Source organism: Microcoleus sp. BR0-C5 (assembly GCF_036705045.1).
Lineage (GTDB): Bacteria > Cyanobacteriota > Cyanobacteriia > Cyanobacteriales > Microcoleaceae > Microcoleus.
In genome coordinates, this window is record NZ_JAUBTR010000012.1 from 41,943 (window position 1) to 59,193 (window position 17,251).

The 17,251-nt window shown below is 43.8% G+C and carries 18 protein-coding genes and 1 pseudogene; 16 read left to right on the top strand and 3 right to left on the bottom strand.

What is annotated here, in order from left to right:
- Nucleotides 1-56 precede the first annotated feature (56 nt).
- The 6 genes and pseudogenes from QUB08_RS08225 to QUB08_RS08250 form a co-directional block, all read left to right on the top strand.
- The gene (locus tag QUB08_RS08225) at nt 57-3,182 is read left to right on the top strand and encodes an efflux RND transporter permease subunit (RefSeq protein WP_333176553.1); all 3,126 of its coding nucleotides are present in this window, start codon (nt 57-59) and stop codon (nt 3,180-3,182) included.
- Between the two features lie 55 nt (nt 3,183-3,237).
- On the top strand, nt 3,238-3,714 hold the full coding sequence (locus QUB08_RS08230; protein WP_333176556.1) for a DUF2808 domain-containing protein: 477 nt from the start codon (nt 3,238-3,240) through the stop codon (nt 3,712-3,714).
- Nucleotides 3,715-3,815: 101 nt separating this feature from the next.
- Nucleotides 3,816-4,310 carry a hypothetical protein gene (locus tag QUB08_RS08235; protein ID WP_333176559.1) on the top strand — a complete coding sequence of 165 codons (495 nt, stop codon included), beginning with the start codon at nt 3,816-3,818 and terminating at the stop codon, nt 4,308-4,310.
- A 50-nt stretch (nt 4,311-4,360) separates the two neighbouring features.
- Complete coding sequence (locus QUB08_RS08240) at nt 4,361-5,287, top strand: cation diffusion facilitator family transporter (RefSeq protein ID WP_333176562.1); 927 nt, start codon at nt 4,361-4,363, stop codon at nt 5,285-5,287.
- Nucleotides 5,288-5,533: 246 nt separating this feature from the next.
- Entirely contained in the window at nt 5,534-5,998 is a 465-nt protein-coding gene (locus QUB08_RS08245) for a hypothetical protein (RefSeq protein WP_333176565.1), read from the top strand.
- Nucleotides 5,999-6,184 (top strand): annotated as a pseudogene (locus QUB08_RS08250) (efflux RND transporter permease subunit); the annotation flags it as partial.
- On the opposite strand, the gene QUB08_RS08255 reads toward QUB08_RS08250, so the two are convergent.
- Nucleotides 6,185-6,631 (bottom strand): heavy metal-responsive transcriptional regulator, encoded by a 447-nt coding sequence (locus QUB08_RS08255; RefSeq protein WP_333176567.1) that lies wholly within the window; start codon nt 6,629-6,631, stop codon nt 6,185-6,187. It lies immediately after the preceding pseudogene.
- A 559-nt stretch (nt 6,632-7,190) separates the two neighbouring features.
- On the opposite strand from QUB08_RS08255, the gene QUB08_RS08260 reads away from it, so the two are divergent.
- Both QUB08_RS08260 and QUB08_RS08265 read left to right on the top strand, forming a co-directional pair.
- A complete protein-coding gene (locus tag QUB08_RS08260; protein ID WP_333176569.1) occupies nt 7,191-8,267 on the top strand; it encodes a cysteine synthase family protein in 1,077 nt (358 codons plus the stop codon).
- A 3-nt stretch (nt 8,268-8,270) separates the two neighbouring features.
- Entirely contained in the window at nt 8,271-9,578 is a 1,308-nt protein-coding gene (locus QUB08_RS08265; protein ID WP_333176572.1) for a hypothetical protein, read from the top strand.
- A 599-nt stretch (nt 9,579-10,177) separates the two neighbouring features.
- On the opposite strand, the gene QUB08_RS08270 is transcribed toward QUB08_RS08265, so the two are convergent.
- Nucleotides 10,178-10,324 carry a hypothetical protein gene (locus tag QUB08_RS08270; RefSeq protein ID WP_015211800.1) on the bottom strand — a complete coding sequence of 49 codons (147 nt, stop codon included), beginning with the start codon at nt 10,322-10,324 and terminating at the stop codon, nt 10,178-10,180.
- Nucleotides 10,325-10,549: 225 nt separating this feature from the next.
- Here QUB08_RS08270 and QUB08_RS08275 point away from each other — a divergent pair, with 225 nt between their 5' ends.
- Together QUB08_RS08275 and QUB08_RS08280 are read left to right on the top strand one after the other, a co-directional pair.
- Complete coding sequence (locus QUB08_RS08275) at nt 10,550-11,053, top strand: hypothetical protein (RefSeq protein ID WP_333176574.1); 504 nt, start codon at nt 10,550-10,552, stop codon at nt 11,051-11,053.
- Nucleotides 11,054-11,276: 223 nt separating this feature from the next.
- A complete protein-coding gene (locus QUB08_RS08280; protein ID WP_333176575.1) occupies nt 11,277-11,744 on the top strand; it encodes a hypothetical protein in 468 nt (155 codons plus the stop codon).
- On the opposite strand, the gene QUB08_RS08285 is transcribed toward QUB08_RS08280, so the two are convergent.
- On the bottom strand, nt 11,734-11,955 hold the full coding sequence (locus QUB08_RS08285) for a hypothetical protein (protein WP_333176577.1): 222 nt from the start codon (nt 11,953-11,955) through the stop codon (nt 11,734-11,736). The genes QUB08_RS08280 and QUB08_RS08285 overlap by 11 nt on opposite strands.
- 310 nt (nt 11,956-12,265) lie before the next feature.
- On the opposite strand from QUB08_RS08285, the gene QUB08_RS08290 reads away from it, so the two are divergent.
- The 6 genes from QUB08_RS08290 to rppA all read left to right on the top strand — a co-directional run bounded on the left by QUB08_RS08290 (nt 12,266) and on the right by rppA (nt 17,098).
- A complete protein-coding gene (locus QUB08_RS08290) occupies nt 12,266-13,321 on the top strand; it encodes an acyltransferase (RefSeq protein WP_333176580.1) in 1,056 nt (351 codons plus the stop codon).
- 89 nt (nt 13,322-13,410) lie between these two features.
- Nucleotides 13,411-14,445: a C39 family peptidase gene (locus QUB08_RS08295; protein ID WP_333224267.1), complete on the top strand. Its 1,035-nt coding sequence runs from the start codon at nt 13,411-13,413 to the stop codon at nt 14,443-14,445.
- A gap of 165 nt (nt 14,446-14,610) precedes the next feature.
- A complete protein-coding gene (locus tag QUB08_RS08300) occupies nt 14,611-15,087 on the top strand; it encodes a DUF2808 domain-containing protein (RefSeq protein ID WP_333224268.1) in 477 nt (158 codons plus the stop codon).
- A gap of 92 nt (nt 15,088-15,179) precedes the next feature.
- Complete coding sequence (locus tag QUB08_RS08305; protein ID WP_333224269.1) at nt 15,180-15,653, top strand: hypothetical protein; 474 nt, start codon at nt 15,180-15,182, stop codon at nt 15,651-15,653.
- Nucleotides 15,654-15,766: 113 nt separating this feature from the next.
- Nucleotides 15,767-16,237 carry a DUF2808 domain-containing protein gene (locus QUB08_RS08310; protein ID WP_333224270.1) on the top strand — a complete coding sequence of 157 codons (471 nt, stop codon included), beginning with the start codon at nt 15,767-15,769 and terminating at the stop codon, nt 16,235-16,237.
- Between the two features lie 171 nt (nt 16,238-16,408).
- Nucleotides 16,409-17,098 carry a two-component system response regulator RppA gene (rppA, locus tag QUB08_RS08315; protein WP_333176594.1) on the top strand — a complete coding sequence of 230 codons (690 nt, stop codon included), beginning with the start codon at nt 16,409-16,411 and terminating at the stop codon, nt 17,096-17,098.
- Nucleotides 17,099-17,251: the final 153 nt, after the last annotated feature.

Below are 17,251 nucleotides of genomic sequence, written 5' to 3' on the forward strand. Positions count from 1 at the left end.
TGGATATAGCAATTTAATGGCCAGAAGTATGTATCTATTAACTCAAAGCTAATAAAATGTTCAGCACTATTCTTAGATGGGTAATAAACCGCCGGTGGCTAGTCGTTGTCGCCACCATTATTGTTAGTCTTTGGACATTTTCTATCATCCCCCAAATGTCGCTCGATGTCTTCCCGCCTTTCGCACCGCCACAGGTAGAAATTCAGACGGAAGCACCGGGGCTCGCGCCGGAAGAAATCGAGTCTTTGGTAACACTGCCGATCGAAAGTGCGATTAACGGAACTCCTGGGGTAACAGCAGTGCGATCGGCTTCTGCTGTGGGCCTTTCTGCCGTTAAGGTAATTTTTGATTGGCAAACTGACATTTATCAAGCGCGCCAGTTGATAACAGAAAGGTTGCAGCTAGCGCAAAGCAAACTCCCGGCTGGGGTAGAAACACCGCAAATCTCTCCGACAACTTCACCTGTCGGTCTGGTGATTACCTATGCTTTTACCTCGGAAACTACTCCTTTGATGGAAGTGCGCCGTCTGGTTGACTGGCAAGTCACAAACCGCCTTTTAGGCGTGACTGGCGTTGCCCAAGTCGTGGCTTATGGCGGCGATCAGAAGCAATATCAAGTATTAGTAGAACCTGCCAAGTTAAAAGCTTTTAATGTGTCGTTGCAGCAAGTTGCCGAAGCGACAGCGGCTGCGAATGTTAACGCGCCAGGGGGGTATTTAATTACGCCGGATCGAGAAACTTTAATCCGGGGGGTGGGGCGGATTGAGTCTGTGGAAGATTTGCAGCAATCTGCGATCGCATCTCGGCAAGGAACAGTCGTCAGAATTGGTGATGTCGCTGATGTCAAGGTTGGTGCTGCTATCAAGCGGGGCGACGGCAGCTTTAACGGCAAAAAAGCTGTGATTGTGATGGTAAACAGACAGCCCGTTGCTGATACTCCAGCGGTAACGAAAGCGGTTGAGGCAGCAATGGCTGAGGTACAGGAAGCTCTACCAAAAGATATTAAAGTTACTGTGACTTTCCGACAGGAAGAATATATTAATTCTTCGGTGGAGAATGTGCGATCGGCTTTAGTTGAAGGCAGCATCATCGTCACCCTTATTCTTATCCCGTTTTTGATGAATTGGCGCACTCTGGCGGTGGTTTTGCTGGATTTCTTTCTGACTTGGCTGTTGGCGCTGCTGGCGATGTATTGGCTGGGGCTGGGATTAAATACGATGACTTTGGGGGGTTTGTCGGTGGCGATCGGCACTGCGATCGACGATGCGATCGTCTATGCGGAAAATACCTACCGCAATTTGAGAGAAAATAAGGCTTCTCTTCATCCTCGCCCGGTAATGGATGTGATTTTTGATGGCAGTCAGGAGGTGCGCGATTCGTTAATTGGAGCGACTGTTATTGGGATTGTGGTGTTTTCGCCAATTTTTACTTTACCCGGTATAGAAGGTCGAGTTTTTACGCCTATGGGGATTACTTATCTGATAGTTGTGGTGATTTCTAGTCTGGAATCGCTGTTAATATCTCCGGCCCTCTGCGCTATCTTGTTGCCTACTAAACGCATGAGATCCGAGGAACCTTGGCTGCCGAGATTTTGCAAGCGCACCTATCTTTTTTTTGTAGAATTGTCAATGCGCTATTCGTGGATTATTTTAGCTTTTGCTGCTGCTAGCATGGTGGCTGCATTAATTATTTTGCCTTCGTTTGGACGGGTGTTTTTGCCTGAGTTTCAGGAGCAAACTTTGGTGAATACTATTCAGCTTTATCCGGGGGTGTCTTTGGAGACAACAGATAGCGCAGCTTTTGCTATTGAAGATGCACTTAAGAATGATAGCAGGTTTGAATACGTGCAAGTGCGATCGGGCAGAGCTCCGGGAGATGCGGATGCTGCGGGAGTCAATTTAGCTCACATTGATATCGGTTTGAGCGAGGAGGGCATGAAAAATAGACCGAAAACTTTGGAGGCGCTGCGGCAGGAATTTGCTAAATTGCCGGGAGTTGCACCAAATATCGGCGGTTTTATTTCTCACCGGATGGATGAGGTTTTATCTGGTGTCAGAAGTCAGATTGCTGTCAAAATCTTTGGCCCGGATTTGGATCAGCTTCGCAGCCTCGGGGCAAAAGTTGAAGAGCAAATGAAAACAGTTGAGGGAATTGTGGATTTGCAACTCGAACCGCAGGTGCCCGTGCAACAAATTCAAATTAAGTTTAACCGCCAAGCAGCGGGTAGATACGGTTTGAAAATCGGAGAGCTTTCTGAAATAATTGAGACAGCTTTAAACGGCAAAGTTGTTTCTCAAGTTTTAGAAGTTCAGCAAACTTTTGATTTAGTTGTTTGGTTGCAGCCTGAAGCCCGAAATAACTTAGAAACTATTCAGAATTTGTTGGTTGATACTCCAAGCGGTAATAAAATTCCCCTCGCCCAAGTTGCTACTGTCAAATACGGTACTGGCCCCAATACGATTAACCGCGAGAATGTTTCTCGCTTGATTGTGGCGGCCGCTAATGCTAAAGGTAGGGATTTGCGATCGGTTGTGAATGAAATTCAAGCTAAAGTCAAACAAGAGGTGGAGTTGCCTTTTGGCTATTTTATCCAGTACGGCGGTCAATTTGAAGCCGAGCAAAGAGCTTCGCAAAATATTATGATATTTAGTGCGATCTCTTTTCTTGTAATTACAGTATTGATGTACTTGTCCGTCAAGTCAATTCCTTCAACTGCGATGATTATGATTAATTTACCCCTCGGATTAGTGGGAGGAGTAATCGCGGTAGCTTTAACTGGTGGCATCATCTCTGTAGCTTCCCTGGTTGGCTTTGTTACATTATTTGGCGTTGCCACCCGCAACGGCTTGCTTTTAGTAGACAACTACAACACTAAATTTGCCGAGGGAATGCCTTTTAAGGAAGCAATTATTAAAGGATCGATGGAACGGCTCAATGCTATTTTGATGACCGCTTCAACTTCAGCTTTAGGTTTAGCACCTTTAGCATTAGAAGGCGGCGCGGGAAAAGAAATCCTGCAACCGTTGTCAGTAGTAGTTTTAGGCGGATTGTTTACTTCTACAGCATTAACGCTTCTGGTGTTACCCGCGTTGTACGCCAAGTTTGGTAGATTCTTAGTGCCTAAACAAACACCGCCAGTTTCTGACAACGGAAAGGTAGTTCAAGCTGTTTTTGAAAAGTGATTTTCGCGGTATATTGCTCCGATTTTCTTATTCGTTTAGGTTCCAAAAAAATAATGTGAAGAAAATACTAATTAATGCGGTTGCATTGACTCTGGTTAGTACAGTTTTAATGGCTCCTAGCTATGCAAGTTTCGAGACAGATGAGAGTAGGCTTTCCAATGTAGACGGAGACGTGTACTCTTCCCCTACTCGCTGGCGGCTTGTCAAACAAACTTTCGTATTACACTTTCCTGAAAACAGCAACCCTGTTACCCAGATAATTATTGCCATTCCACCCACTGTCGGTGTGAGTAATGATATTGAGGTGCTGGAACACAAGGGTGGGAAAATTAGCATCAATGTTTCTGTCAATGGCAGAAACATTATATTAGACTTCGTGGAACCCGTCGCTCCTGGCAGCAGGATTGATATTAATTTCAACAAAGTTAAACAACCCATTCTCGATTCTACTTCTGTGTACCGATTTTCAGCTAAAGTCATTGGTAGTGATACAGAGATTCCCATAGGTGTAGCTGAGTTTCGCACAGATTAATTAATCTAAAGATTGCCATTAATTCTTAGGGGAGTATGCAAGATAAAGATGATGTAAAATTTGTTAGAATTACTAATCATTGAATGCAACGAGTAAAGCACATGAATTTATTCAAATCAGGCTTGATTGTTCTAGGAAGTGTGGGTCTGTTTTTCTTGGGAGCTTGTGGGAACAGCAACCAAGCCGCCAATTCCGATGCTAGTTCTACTGGTGCACAGCCTGCCGAGTCCGCGTCGTCCGATGGAGCAGCAAAAAAAGAACCCTCTACCCATGCCGGCGCGTCTCACAAAGGCGCTCAAGTTGTCGAGTCAGATCCCTATCACTTAGAGTTTGTCTCTGAGAAAGAAGATAATGGAACTCGTTTAGATTTCCATCTTCTAAAAGAAGACAATAACGAAGAAATCTCTAATGCTAAAGTAACGGCTCAAATTCAGCTACCTGATGGTAGTCAAAAGACACTTCCCATGACCTATGGAGCTCAAGAAAAAAGCTACACGGCTTTGCTTCCTGGAAAGGCAGCGGGTCAGTATCAGGTGAAAATTACTTCGGATATTGGCGGGAAAAAAGTAGACGGTCGCTTTAGTTTTAATCAGTAAATTTTCCCTGTTGGGTAGGGCAAGAGAAACAAGCTTCAAGGGTAGCGATCGTGTCTCACAATCACAGTCACGGAGGACACGGACACGACCACGGAGGTGGTAATTACAACCGTGCCTTTGCCATCAGCATCGCACTCAACACGGGGTTTGTCATCATTGAGCCAGTTTATGGCATTCTTGCCAATTCCCTTGCCCTACTTGCCGATGCAGGTCACAATTTGAGTGATGTTTTAGGTCTGCTACTGGCTTGGGGAGCAACCATCCTGGCCCGTCGGCGACCTACAGCACGCCGCACCTATGGGCTGCGTCGTTCTTCCATTTTGGCGGCTCTGTTGAACGCTATTTTTCTGCTGGTAGCTTCAGGGGCGATCGCTTGGGAAGCTATTCAACGCTTTTCAGAACCCAGCTCAGTATCAGGCGGTACAATTATTGGCGTTGCAGCCGTAGGCAGCGCTATTAATACGGGAAGTGCCTTAATGTTTATGGCCGATCGTCATAATGACTTGAACATCAGAGGCGCGTTCCTCCACCTGATTGCTGATGCAGCAGTATCTTTGGGTGCGGTGCTGGCTGGCATCGCTATTGTGGCAACTGGCTGGCTTTGGTTTGACCCTATTATGAGCTTGATTATTGTTGTTGTTATTGTGTTAGGGACTTGGCAATTGTTCCAAGAATCCCTCAACTTAATAACAGATGCCGTACCAGCAAGCATTGAACCCCTTGCAGTCCGCACTTATTTAGCTGGACTCCCTGGCGTAACTGGTGTTCACGACCTTCATATTTGGGCAATGAGTACAACTGAGACAGCCCTCACAGCTCACTTGGTAATGCCTACAGCTTATACTGGTGATGCTTTTTTAGTGCAGATAAATCGAGAGCTGCACGACCTTTTTGGTATTGAGCATACTACGCTCCAAGTAGAAACAGGCGATCCGAGTTATCCTTGCCCTCTCGCTCAAGAAAATGTTGTGTTGTGAGTATAAAAAATATCTTGATACACACTATTCTTGATCCTATCCCATCGCACCCTCGGCAGTAGCAACTTACCACCACAGGAATGAATATTTTCTTTTGAAAATCTGATTTCTGGATAAATGTGCTTGAACGGTCAAAAATTTCATCCTGATTTCATCTCAATATGTCAATTTAGATAATAACAGAGTCGTTTACTAAGGATTCTGAGGCTTGATTAACGAGATCGGTTGTCATACAGGAGTAAAATAATGAAAAGGCTAATCTGTTCGGCTGTAGCTTTAGCTCTCACAGTTCCGATTGCTGCTGACTATGCCGGTGCCAGCATAGGATCTAGTCCTCATATTGATGGAGCTGTACAATTTCCTCAAACTCGGTCGAGGATTGTTCGGCATACGATTAGGTTGCACATTCCTCAAGGCCGTAGCCCTCTTTCTCATCTGATTATTGATGTTCCAAAGGGGTTAATAGTCAGCAACAATATTACTTTAACAGACGATGTGAAAGGAAAAATTAATGCTGATTTTTCTATTTTAGACAACCAAATTGTAGTGAAAATCTCTCAACCAGTTGCGTCAGAAGCGAAGCTTAAACTTGTTTTAAACGATGTAAGAATAAGAGGTGTTTCTAACGTTTGGCTATACCGAATTTCTACTAAATTTGTTGGCGTTAATAGAGAAATTCCTATTGGTGTAGCTCAATTTCGTGTCTATTGAGGCGCGGGAAAGGAAATTTTGCAACCTTTGTCAGTAGTAGTTTTAGGAGGATTGTTTACTTCTACTGCCTTGACTCTGTTAGTTTTGCCAGCTTTGTATGCTAAATTTGGGAAAATTTTACGACCTCAACAACCTCAGCCAGTTATTGAAGACGGGAAGGTAGTTAAAGCTGAAATAGCGAACTGATCAACCCTCCTTCATTCCCTCAATCAAAGTGCAAAGTTCCTCGCTATCGGGATTGTCTGAAGCTCGATTTGTCCAAAGTTTTTTATAAGCTTCCAACTCAGCTTTGAACGCACTCATGCGCTGAATTTCCTCCTCAAAGAAATCTATTTTGCGACTTAATAAGTCTTGCACTAGCGGACAAGCTGTTATTCCTTGACGGCGAGAAGCCAAAATTTGCTGAATTTCTTGAAGAGAAAAGTTGAGTCTTTGGGCTTTCTTAATAAATTGCACTTGTCTGGCAGCATCGGCTGTGTAGTAACGATAACCGCTACTGTTGCGTAAGGCAGGTTCCAGTAACCCTAGGCTTTCATAGTATCGCAGGGTGCCTACAGTAACACCAGTTTGCTTGGCTAGTTCTCCTATTTTTAGTAGCTGCTGTTCTAGGGATTCTGTTGCAAATTTTGTCATAGCAGTTCTAGGTAAATTGGCACCCTATCATTATAGCGGTAGCCACTTTTACTTCCACTTTTTTGTGCTGGTTATACTCACCCAATTTGGGATGAGAAAATAAAATATTTTCTCCATAATTCTAGTGACTCAAAAAGCAGCAGTAACTCAAAACTGAGTTACTGCTGCTTTTTGGTATTTTCTTGCTTATCTCCTGCCCCTGCCAATATAAAAACCACTTATATTATGCGCTTTTTCCTATATTTTTTTAAATCAATAAACCTGACTTATTTCACCCAAATTTCATTTTGGCGTGATGATAATAACTCGGCTTTAGTGTTGTTTGTTGAGAACGGTTTTTCCACCTGTAGCGCTTTTGTATTTACTCAGAAGCTATATATGAAAATTTAGAAATTAGATGCGTTTACCCTGATTCTGAAGTTGCAAGCTTGTAATTAGGCAAAGAGGGCTTCTGGCTAATTGATAAGCATGATCTCGCGCTCGGATACTAAAATTTCCCGCAGGCAAGCAAGATAGATGACCAGGACTAACTACCGTGTATTTTGAAGGATCTAAATCAATGATTCAACTCTTACAAACAGCGCTGAAATCATCCCTAGCTCGCGATATCACCCAGGCAATTGGACAGGTTCCCATTGTTCGTCTCAATCGCTTGAGCGAACTCTGTCAGCATCACGAATTTTATCTCAAATTAGAATCCTGTAATCCCGGTGGCAGCATTAAAGAGAAAAATGCTGTATGTCTGGTTCAACACGCAGAACGTACCAGGTTACTCGCCCCCGGTGGCACAATTGTTGAATCTAGTTCTGGTAATTTCGGCATTGGTTTAGCAATGATTGGTGCAGCGCGAGGCTATCGCGTGATGATTGTCATTGATGGTAAAACACCGCCCCCGATTCGGCGAATGCTGGCTGCCTATGGAGCAGAATTGGTAGATGTCCCCCTGAGTGCGGCAGATGCCAATGGATCGATGCAAGTTGCGAGGATGAAAAAAGCCAAAGAACTCGCCGAAACCATTCCTGGTGCCTGGTATCCTTGCCAGCACCGCAATCCCGAAAACCCAACTGCCCACGAGCAATTTACTGCTCGTGAAATCGAACAGGCTTTTCCCGTAGCACCAGATGTTATCGTTATTGGCGTTAGTACGGCGGGACAATTGGCGGGAATTAGCCGATATTTTAAACAGCGTCATCCCCAAACTCGAATTGTCGGCGTAGATGTGGCAGGTTCGGCTATTTTTGGCACGCCGTCTCACCCCTATAAAATGACAGGATTGGGGTTATCTTTTGTACCGCCAAATTTTGATCCAATGGCACTGGATGCAGCGTATTCTGTGAACGATCGCATTGCCTTTTCTGTTTGTCATGCCCTGGCACGTCGAGAAGGCTTGTTGTTAGGAGCATCCACAGGGGCTATCGTTGCCGCTGCCCTGGCTTACAGCCAGCAGCATCCCCATTCTCAACGCATGGTACTGTTGAACCCGGATCGAGGCGATCGCTATCTCGAAACAGTCTACAATCCAGAATGGCTGTCCGAGCAAGGGATTGAAATCTTAGAACAAAAAGCCCTCACCGCTACAATTAACGCCCTTCAAAGCGTCCCTCTTACCCTCGTGCAACAGCAACAACCTTCATAAACAATGACCTTAAAGGCTTCTCAAAGTCCGTCTAAAATCGGTCTGCTAGATTTATGGCGGCAATTTATTCCCCTCTCCCTCAGCGATGTGGCAATGGCTTTTGGCGATCCGATGATGACGGCTGCCCTAGCTCATTTACCCGATGCACGGGTGAATTTGGCAGCCGTAGGCATTGCCAAAGCCCTTGCGGTCTTTTTTGAAAGTCCGATTATTATGATTCTGCACGCCTCGAATGCGCTTGCACCGAATGGGCGATCGCGTCGCGCCTTGTGGCGATTTACGCTTTTAGCAGGCGGCGGACTGAGTGCGTTACTGTTGCTGCTGACGCTGCCGTTTATTTTCGCCACGCTGGGAGGGACGCTGTTAGGAATTCCACCCCAATTGCGGCAGACAGTGCAGAGTGTGTTGACGTTAATGTTTCTGTGGCCTTTGGCGATCGCGTGGCGGCGTTATTTTCAAGGATTGCTCATCCACACAGGTCATTCTCAGGCGGTTGCCAAAGCTAGCATGGTTCGTTTGTTAATTGTAGCCCTAACGTTATGGGGCGGATTTATGTTGAAAATGTCAGGCGCACTGCTGGCGGGGACTGCTTTAATCGCGGGGGTTCTCTCAGAGGCGCTGGTTGTAACCATTGCGGCGCACCGGCTAGGAGCCACTCGTCTGCCTCGACCAATTGATTCTGAGTTAAAGCTACCCACCAATCTCAAAAGTGTGTGGAATTTCTACTGGCCTTTAGGCTCTTCAATGCTAGTAGTCTGGGGCGGACGTGCTGTCCTGGTGGGAATTATTGCCCGCGCCCAAGACGCTAATATTGCATTGGCGGCTTGGCCTGCGGCTTGGGGATTGGTTTTGGTGATTGCCAATGCGACTCGCATGGTGCAGCAGGTGATTATCAAAAATCGAGATCAAGTGAGCGATCGCCAATTAATTGCATTTGCCCTCAGTGTGGGTGGATTTTGTTCGCTACTGTTGTTTTTAGGTAGTACAACGCCATTTGGGTTGCAGGTTGTGCAAAGTTTTATCGGCAACGATGAAGCCCTGGTTGAGAGTATCCGTCCCGTATTGCTGTTGTGCGCGTTTGTACCCCTTCTGGTGGCGGTGCAAAATGCTACTCAAGGTTTTTTGGTCGGGGCAGGTCAAACCAAAGGTCTGAATTATGCAACTTGGATTGGCACGACTATATTGCTTTTAGTTGCGTTCGGTGCAGTTCAGCTTGGGGCATCGGGTGCAATTGCGGCTGCGAGCGCGATGATTATTTCTTTAACAATAGAAGTATCCTGTCTCGCGTTCAATTTACGCAAACAATTATAGCAACCGCCAAGGCTGTGCCGGACGCAAGGCGTAAGACATCCTCGATCGCATGGAGTAAACCATCAAAATTTTGAGAGATCGCTAATCAGTATTTACTTCTTGGCATCATCATTATTTTCCCCATCGCCATCGCTTTAGTTGTCGATTACAGTTGGCGGGGTTGTCACCCCGCCAGGGTGTTATACTATCTCAGCACTTACTTGTGTGCACACTATATGTAGTGTGCACACAAGCAAGATCGCACTATTCGAGAAGCAGGGTAAAAGAGCAATTAGAAAACTAGCTACCAGATTTGATGTGAGTAAGTATAATTGTTGAACGACTTTTTAGTAGCTGCTGTTCTAAGGATTCTGTTCCAAATTTTTTCATAGCAGTTTTAGGCAAGTTTGAACCCAATCATTATAGTGATAGCCACTTTCAGTTTTGTGTAGTGGTTATAGTCATCCAATTTTTCGATAATATACTCTATATTGTCAAGAATAATATTGGAGAAAAAAGCAGCAGTCACTCAAAATTGAGATCGTGCTGCTGTCGGATATTTTCTTGCTTATCCGGCGAAAAATTGGCGATGGAATCTACACGCAGTGGAAAAATAAGGATTATTTATCGCAATTAGCTTGAGGGCAGTCAGGAGTAGGAGTAGTACAGGGGCCGGCGGCAAAGACAACCGCGGCTGTACCTGCTGTCAGGAGAACTGCCGTCAAAGCTGCAAGAGTGAAGCGTTTAGTCTGAGTTGCTTTAATCATGAATTTTTACCTGGGAATCTAGGATCGAAAAGTTTCTTTGGGAAACTATATATAGCATAAACCCTCAAGTAGGCTATAGAGTCAAGGGGGGGGAAGATTAAAAATGATAAAAATATTGAATTTCCGATGTCACAATCCGAATACCTGTATGAAAGTCTGAAGATTTCATCCTGATTTCATTTTTGGGTGTCATATTCTAATCATTGTACCCAAAAAGTAAATCGAATGAAAGCGCTCAAGTCAAGCTTAGTTATTCTAGGCAGTGTCGGATTGCTGTTTTTGGGAGCTTGCAGCAAAAGCGACCAAGGAACCGGCCCAAACAGCAGCCCAACATCCGCTCCTGTTGCCTCTCAACCTAATACTTCCAGTCCGGCCGCTTCTCCTGCAGCATCCGCTAAAACAGGACCTCTCAAACCATCTAAAGGAGGTCAAGTTGTCGAGTCTGGACCTTACCACCTAGAACTTTTAACTCTGAAAGAGGATACCGGAACTCACTTAGATCTTTATTTGCAAAAAGGTGATACCCACGAACCGATTCCTAATGCAAAAGTGACGGCACAAGTGCAGTCTCCCAATGGAGAGCAGCAAACGCTGGACTTCAAATACGATGCTGATGGCAAACATTACGCCGTTGTATTTCCAGGCAAAGATGCAGGAAATTATCCAGTGAAGGTGACTGCGGATATTAACGGAGAAAAAGTTGACGGTCGTTTTACCTTCAGTCAATAGAATGCAAGTTTTATTACAATTGATCGGAAATCCCCTAAAATGATTTAAACAGAGGAGAAGCACCATAGCTTTCTCGCAAAATGAATAGTCTAAATTACCAAGATTATCCGGTTGAGCGACGAATAGAAGGAATAATCATTTGGTTGGATGTCCTAGCATTAATGAAAGTCAATGCTCGGAAATTTATAAGAGTACAAAATCCCTAATCTAAGGAAGAAAGACCATGAAAACAGTAAAGTCAGGTTTAATTGTTCTGGGTACTGTGGGGCTAATATTTTGGGGAGTTGGAAGTAACAACAGCCAAGCTGCTACTTCAGCCAACAGTTCTGCCGTCTCGTCTTCAAAACCCATTGCAAGAACAGAGATAGCCGCCGCTCAAAACAAAGGCGGTCAAGTCGTTGAATCAGGGCCCTATCATCTAGAGTTAGTTGTCGGGAAAGAAGCCACTCAAACTCACCTGGATTTCTATTTGCAAAAAGGCGACAACCACCAGGCAATACCTAATGCGAAGATAACCGGTCAAATTCAGATGCCCGATCGCACTCAAAAGACTGTTACCTTCACTTATGACCAGAAAGACCAGCACTATACAGCTTTGCTGCCTGGAAAAGTTGTCGGTCAGTATCAGATGAAGATTAGTGCTGATATTAACGGTCAAAAGGTAGACGGTCGATTCACCTTCACTCGGTAGACTTTTTAGTAGGTTGAAGCTGCTGCTGACTGGTTGACGGGTTACTGGCGGGCTGTTTGTTGTCGTGACCAACTAATGCCCGCCAACTTCCGTTTAAAAAGAAGAAAGCAGCCATAGGCACAAGGCAACACGCCAGCATTGCTATCCCCATACCCATCCATAGGAGAATTGGGTTTTTTAATTTTTGCTGGCTCATTTTTATAAGTTTCATTCTGTCATTTTCACAGTAGGGTAATTCTGCCATTTTATGATAGCATACCGGATTGCTGTTAGAGAATGAGCTATTTACCTGGACTATAAGTCGCATCAATATTAAAAATTTCATCCTGATTTCATTTAGGAATGTAAACCTTAAGTTGATCGCGGTTAAACGCTGTCTAATCAGAATGTAACGTTTCTGGTGTTGCACCCGCCAAGCAGTAGGGATACGTCACTGCCCGCAGGTGTCAACTTAAGACTGAAACCCTTGACAGATATCGTTTGCAGCCGAGTGTGGCTACCATCACTACCCTGTTTTTACAATGCAAAAAGCATCTACTAGGTTTGCTGAATTCGATTTAATCAGAGCTTTGGCGATCGTCAGTGTTGTGATTATTCATGCTGGTTTTTTGTCATTACCCGATCGCAGAATTCTATTTATTTCGATCGATACACTCCAGCTTTTCTGCGTACCTGCATTTTTACTGATCAGCGGTTTTTTTCTTACCAACAAGCTTGACAATCAAAATAATCCGACGCTGATATTAAAGAAAAGGCTGTCAAGAATTATACCGCCCTATCTTTTTTGGTCGGTAGCCTTCTACATTTTAAATAATTTGGGCAACCTCAAACGATTTGATTTACTTGGATTAGTTAGAGATGTGCTGACAGGTTCTGTGATGCCCCCCTATTACTTTATAGTTGTGATTGTTCAATGCTATTTGTGGTGGTGGATTCTAGTTAAATTAAGATTCTTAGAGCCTCGAAAAGTTTTGGCTTTGGGTTTCACCATTCAAATAGTTTTTACCATAGTCTTTTACTTAGCTGCTTTCAAATACTTACCTTCCCTACCTATACCGCTGATAGAGCGCTGGATTTTTAGTTGGATTTTGCCGTTTTCCACTGGTTTAGTTCTTGGCAGTTGTTATGACAACATTCAAAGATACCTTCAGCGCCAAAAAATGCTTATTTTAGCAGCAACTATCTTGTTCTATCTAGCAAGTATTTGGGAATTTTACCTACTCAGTGAAGTGAATTCGGATGCCTGGTTTGCCCGATCGTTTTTTAAACTATCTACTCAAGGATACGCAATTTTGTTCGTACTGTCGATATTGGCATTTTCTAAAAGCATCAGACTTCCCAGTAACCTATCGAAATTAGTCAAAATATTGGCGGCTTACTCCTTTCCTATATACCTGCTAGATGTGATGGTAGTAAACTATGTTAATTTAGCGTCTTATAAATTTATGTATTCTCCCGATCCCCTGCTCAAGCTCGGAGTTTTAGTGACGGTAGATTTGCTAGTTTGTTTTGGGATTATTTACCTGTTGCAAAAACTTTTACCCAAGAATTACAGTCAGTACATTCTGGGAATTTAATCTGGATTTACGCAACATCCGTGGGGGCGAGGCGATCGAAAATGGGGAAATGGGTTTAACATTTAGTTCCAATATTCAATAAATTAATTATGAAACTCCAAAACATTGTAGGAACCAATAAGAAAGTGGATGTAAAGGCGATCGCTGCCGATAAAGAGCTAACTCGCCAAATCCAAATTCGTCTCATCGACTTAGGTTTGCTAGACCCTCCAGCCAACGGCATCTTTAGTCCAGTCTCTACTGCGGCTCTCAATCGATTTCACAAGCTGATTCAGTGCACTGATGAACCAGGATTTATCGGAGAAAAAACAGCCGAGAAACTTATTGAAGCCAAGCCATCGGATCTCAAATTTCCACCTCCTGTCCTCAAGATAGTTAATGAGACAGTTCTCAAGGCTAGACCTATCTATGCGTTAAATTTATCAGATGCAGAGAAACAAAAAATTGAAACGGGGAAAGTATTGGAGCTTGTCTCTTATGAAATGGTTCGCGATCACATCCGAGTAGCTTTGCGAAAAGATTCCTTTAAAAATTCTCAAATCTGGTATGTCTATAGGTCGCACGTCCAAATTTTACAAGAAGGAAAGGTAATTTATCCAAAAACTAAGCCTAAGAGCTTTCAACTTGCTAATTTTCCTTACAAGTACCAACTGGATAATTACTATAATCCGACTGGTGCTTGCAATGTCACATCAATGGCAATGTGCTTGCAGTTCCTCAACAAACCGCGCCGGGACAAGATCGGTCAATTTGAGGACGAACTCTACCAATATGCACTCAACAAAGGTTACAGTCGCTGGAACCCCTACGACTTAGCAAAAATTGTCAGAGAGTATGGTGCTCAAGATACCTTTAAAGAGAATGCGACATTTGAGGAAGTTAAAGATTGGTTAGTAGATGGAAACCCAACGGTCATACATGGCTATTTTACTCCTTTCGGTCATATTCTGCCCGTAGTTGGATATGACGAAACTGGCTTGATTGTTCACGATCCTTATGGAGAATGGTTTGCTAGCGGGTATGACAACAACGCCACTGGAGCCTATCTTCATTATTCCTATGACTTAATTCGTCGCGTTTGTATGGCAGATGGAAATTTCTGGGTTCATTTCATTTCCAAGTAAGAGAGTAAAGCGCTTGTTTGCGATTAAAATTCACCTCTCACTGGTTCATATTTCATCTTGATTTCATTATTAGCTGTCAATCTAGTTAATAAGAAGCTGACTCTTCAAATATGAATGTTGAAGTAGGTTGGCATACTGTACTTAAATCCCTGGAGAGTCAAGACTATGAGAACACTCATTTACGGTGGCGTATTTGCTCTGTCAGCCGCAGTTTTAGTTCCTGCTGTCCATGCGAGTACCAGAACAGGTGCCGAGAATTTTCCTCACATTGATAGTTCAGTACAATTTCCAGAAACTAAGGCAAGAATTGTCAGGCATACTTTCCGGCTGCACATTCCTCAAGGAAGTAGGGCTATTTCTCAATTAAAAATTAGCGTTCCTGCCGGGTTAACTGTCAGGGATGATATCAGTATATCTGACGATTCAGGTCAAAAAATTGACACTAAGGTTTCTGTCAACAGCAATCAAGTTATACTAACCTTCTCCCAACCTGTATCTGCCGAAACCACAATCAAAATTGCCCTGAATAAAGTAATAACTTCAGGAGTTTCTAGCGCTTGGATGTACCAGGTTGCTGCTAAATCCGTTGGCGACGATGCAGACATACCCCTCGGTATGGCGCGGGTTCGCAGCTATCAATAAAAAAATCAGGTGTTACGGCCGATATTTCATCCTGGTTTCATTCATACCTATCAAACTAAGAAATAAGCAGTTAGTTTTCAAGGAGTGCAGTCATGAAAAAAATAATTAGTATTGGTGCAGTATTTGCCTTAATTCTTGCCTCTTCTATCTCCGCAGCAAAAGCAACAGGAATACCGGGAGATTCCCAATCTCCTCACATTGTCGGAGGCCGTTCCTATCCTGACTACCCAACTTGGAGAGCCTTCCACGATTTTGACGTTCACGTTGAGGGAGAAGCCATTTCAGAACTGTCAATTCAGTTGCCATCACTGCGAATCAAGGGTATTGAAGTAAGCAGTCAATCCGGTGAAAAGATTGATGCAACAACTTCTGTTAAAGGTGGAAAAGCAACGGTAGTTTTCTCCAAACCTGTAGTTGCCGGAACTGTGCTGACAATTTCTGTGCTTGAGGTTGAGGCTTCAATCTACCCGAGTAATTATATCTACCGCGTTTATGCCAAGAAAGTGGGTCAGAGTTCAGACATAAAAGTTGGTACGGCTAATATTCAAACTCTCCCGCGTTGGTAAATGCTTGTGAAGGTTGAGTCTTTAAACGACTGACATCTTACCTGGATTTATTTCAGGGCTTTTAAACCAATTAATGCCAAGTCCATTGAGTTAATTATTTGAGGAACATCGCCATGAAAAAGTTACTTTACGCTGCTGCATTCACCTTTGTGCTAGCATTTAATGCCCCGACTACTCTTGCAGGAGGAGCCATGCGAAATGCTAATGTTTCTCACCTCGTACACAGCGGCGCCCATCCCAATAACGCTCGCTTTCAGGCTGCTACCCATCATTTTGAAGTTCACGTTCAGGGAAGAGCTCTTTCAGCACTCACAATTGATTTGCCGGAAGATGTGAAAATGCGTAGCGGCATTGACGTAACAAATCAATCTGGTCAAAAAATCGAGTCTCAAGTTTCTGTTAATAACCGAAAAGCGACAGTGGTTTTCTCCCAACCTGTTTCTTCTGACACCACCATATCAATTGATATGCGGGGCATTCACACTCCAGGTTACAGTCACAATTGGAGGTACGCAATCGCTGGCAAAATGGTGGGAATAAACGCAGACATACCACTCGGTACAGTTTTAATTCAAACCTACTAAATGTAGCTGGTCTTTAAGGATTTTAAATTGCAAGTAACTTGAATAAATTAGAGAAAGTTGCAATTTAAAATCTGCTATTTGTCATTCAAAGGCGAAAATTGGGGAACTTTAGGCGCTGCTATCTGTTTGCTAATCAAGTTTTAAAGGGATTTACTGCTATAAATTATAGTTATGAGAGTTTTGCTAGTTGAAGATGAGCCAGATTTAGGAAAAGCGATCGATCGCACTTTGAAGCAAGAAAAATATATCGTTGACTGGGCCCAGGATGGCTGTGAAGCTTGGGAATACTTAGAAAGTCATTGGACTCAATATAACTTGGCTATTTTTGACTGGTTGCTTCCAGGATTTTCAGGGTTGGAACTGCTGCGAAGATTGCGCGCAAAAAATAGCGTATTGCCAGTCTTGATGCTGACAGCAAAAGACCGAATGGAAGATAAAGTGGCTGGACTCGATGCGGGGGCTGATGATTATTTAGTGAAGCCGTTCGGGATGGCGGAACTGTTAGCAAGATTGCGGGCTTTGCAAAGGCGATCGCCCCAAATTCAACCGCAACAGCTACAGGTAGGAAATCTCGTTCTCGACTGCGGAAATCGCACTGCTTGTCATCTCGAACGCAACGGTAAAAACCAGATAATTTCGCTGACCAACAAAGAATTTCAACTGTTAGAATATTTTATGAAACATCCGAACCAAATTGTCACCACCGACCAAATTCGGAATCAGCTATGGGAGGTTAGTGCAGATACCTTTAGCAATGTCGTAGCAGCTCAAGTGCGCTTGCTGCGGCGCAAACTTGAGTCGGTTGGCGGCGCGAATTTAATTGAAACTGTACACGGCGTAGGATACCGGATGAGAAATTAAAGTAGGGTGGGCATTGTTCAGAACCCCTTTTATTTACCAACAGTCCTGGACGCAGCTATTGTGTCTGTCATGAGTCAAACGCAACGCAGTGTAGTGAAGCCTCTGTGAGATTCTTCGGTACACTCAGAATGACAGAATTACGTTGAAATGCGT

What these genes read in the sequence shown, in the direction of transcription:
- QUB08_RS08310 (WP_333224270.1), top strand. Translation starts at nt 15,767, where the DNA reads ATGAAAAAGTTACTTTACGCTGCTGCATTCACCTTTGTGCTAGCATTT.
- QUB08_RS08265 (WP_333176572.1), top strand. Translation starts at nt 8,271, where the DNA reads ATGACCTTAAAGGCTTCTCAAAGTCCGTCTAAAATCGGTCTGCTAGAT.
- QUB08_RS08295 (WP_333224267.1), top strand. Translation starts at nt 13,411, where the DNA reads ATGAAACTCCAAAACATTGTAGGAACCAATAAGAAAGTGGATGTAAAG.
- QUB08_RS08225 (WP_333176553.1), top strand. Translation starts at nt 57, where the DNA reads ATGTTCAGCACTATTCTTAGATGGGTAATAAACCGCCGGTGGCTAGTC.
- QUB08_RS08245 (WP_333176565.1), top strand. Translation starts at nt 5,534, where the DNA reads ATGAAAAGGCTAATCTGTTCGGCTGTAGCTTTAGCTCTCACAGTTCCG.
- QUB08_RS08255 (WP_333176567.1), bottom strand. Translation starts at nt 6,631, where the DNA reads ATGACAAAATTTGCAACAGAATCCCTAGAACAGCAGCTACTAAAAATA.
- QUB08_RS08275 (WP_333176574.1), top strand. Translation starts at nt 10,550, where the DNA reads ATGAAAGCGCTCAAGTCAAGCTTAGTTATTCTAGGCAGTGTCGGATTG.
- rppA (WP_333176594.1), top strand. Translation starts at nt 16,409, where the DNA reads ATGAGAGTTTTGCTAGTTGAAGATGAGCCAGATTTAGGAAAAGCGATC.
- QUB08_RS08235 (WP_333176559.1), top strand. Translation starts at nt 3,816, where the DNA reads ATGAATTTATTCAAATCAGGCTTGATTGTTCTAGGAAGTGTGGGTCTG.
- QUB08_RS08260 (WP_333176569.1), top strand. Translation starts at nt 7,191, where the DNA reads ATGATTCAACTCTTACAAACAGCGCTGAAATCATCCCTAGCTCGCGAT.
- QUB08_RS08280 (WP_333176575.1), top strand. Translation starts at nt 11,277, where the DNA reads ATGAAAACAGTAAAGTCAGGTTTAATTGTTCTGGGTACTGTGGGGCTA.
- QUB08_RS08305 (WP_333224269.1), top strand. Translation starts at nt 15,180, where the DNA reads ATGAAAAAAATAATTAGTATTGGTGCAGTATTTGCCTTAATTCTTGCC.
- QUB08_RS08300 (WP_333224268.1), top strand. Translation starts at nt 14,611, where the DNA reads ATGAGAACACTCATTTACGGTGGCGTATTTGCTCTGTCAGCCGCAGTT.
- QUB08_RS08285 (WP_333176577.1), bottom strand. Translation starts at nt 11,955, where the DNA reads ATGAAACTTATAAAAATGAGCCAGCAAAAATTAAAAAACCCAATTCTC.
- QUB08_RS08270 (WP_015211800.1), bottom strand. Translation starts at nt 10,324, where the DNA reads ATGATTAAAGCAACTCAGACTAAACGCTTCACTCTTGCAGCTTTGACG.
- QUB08_RS08290 (WP_333176580.1), top strand. Translation starts at nt 12,266, where the DNA reads ATGCAAAAAGCATCTACTAGGTTTGCTGAATTCGATTTAATCAGAGCT.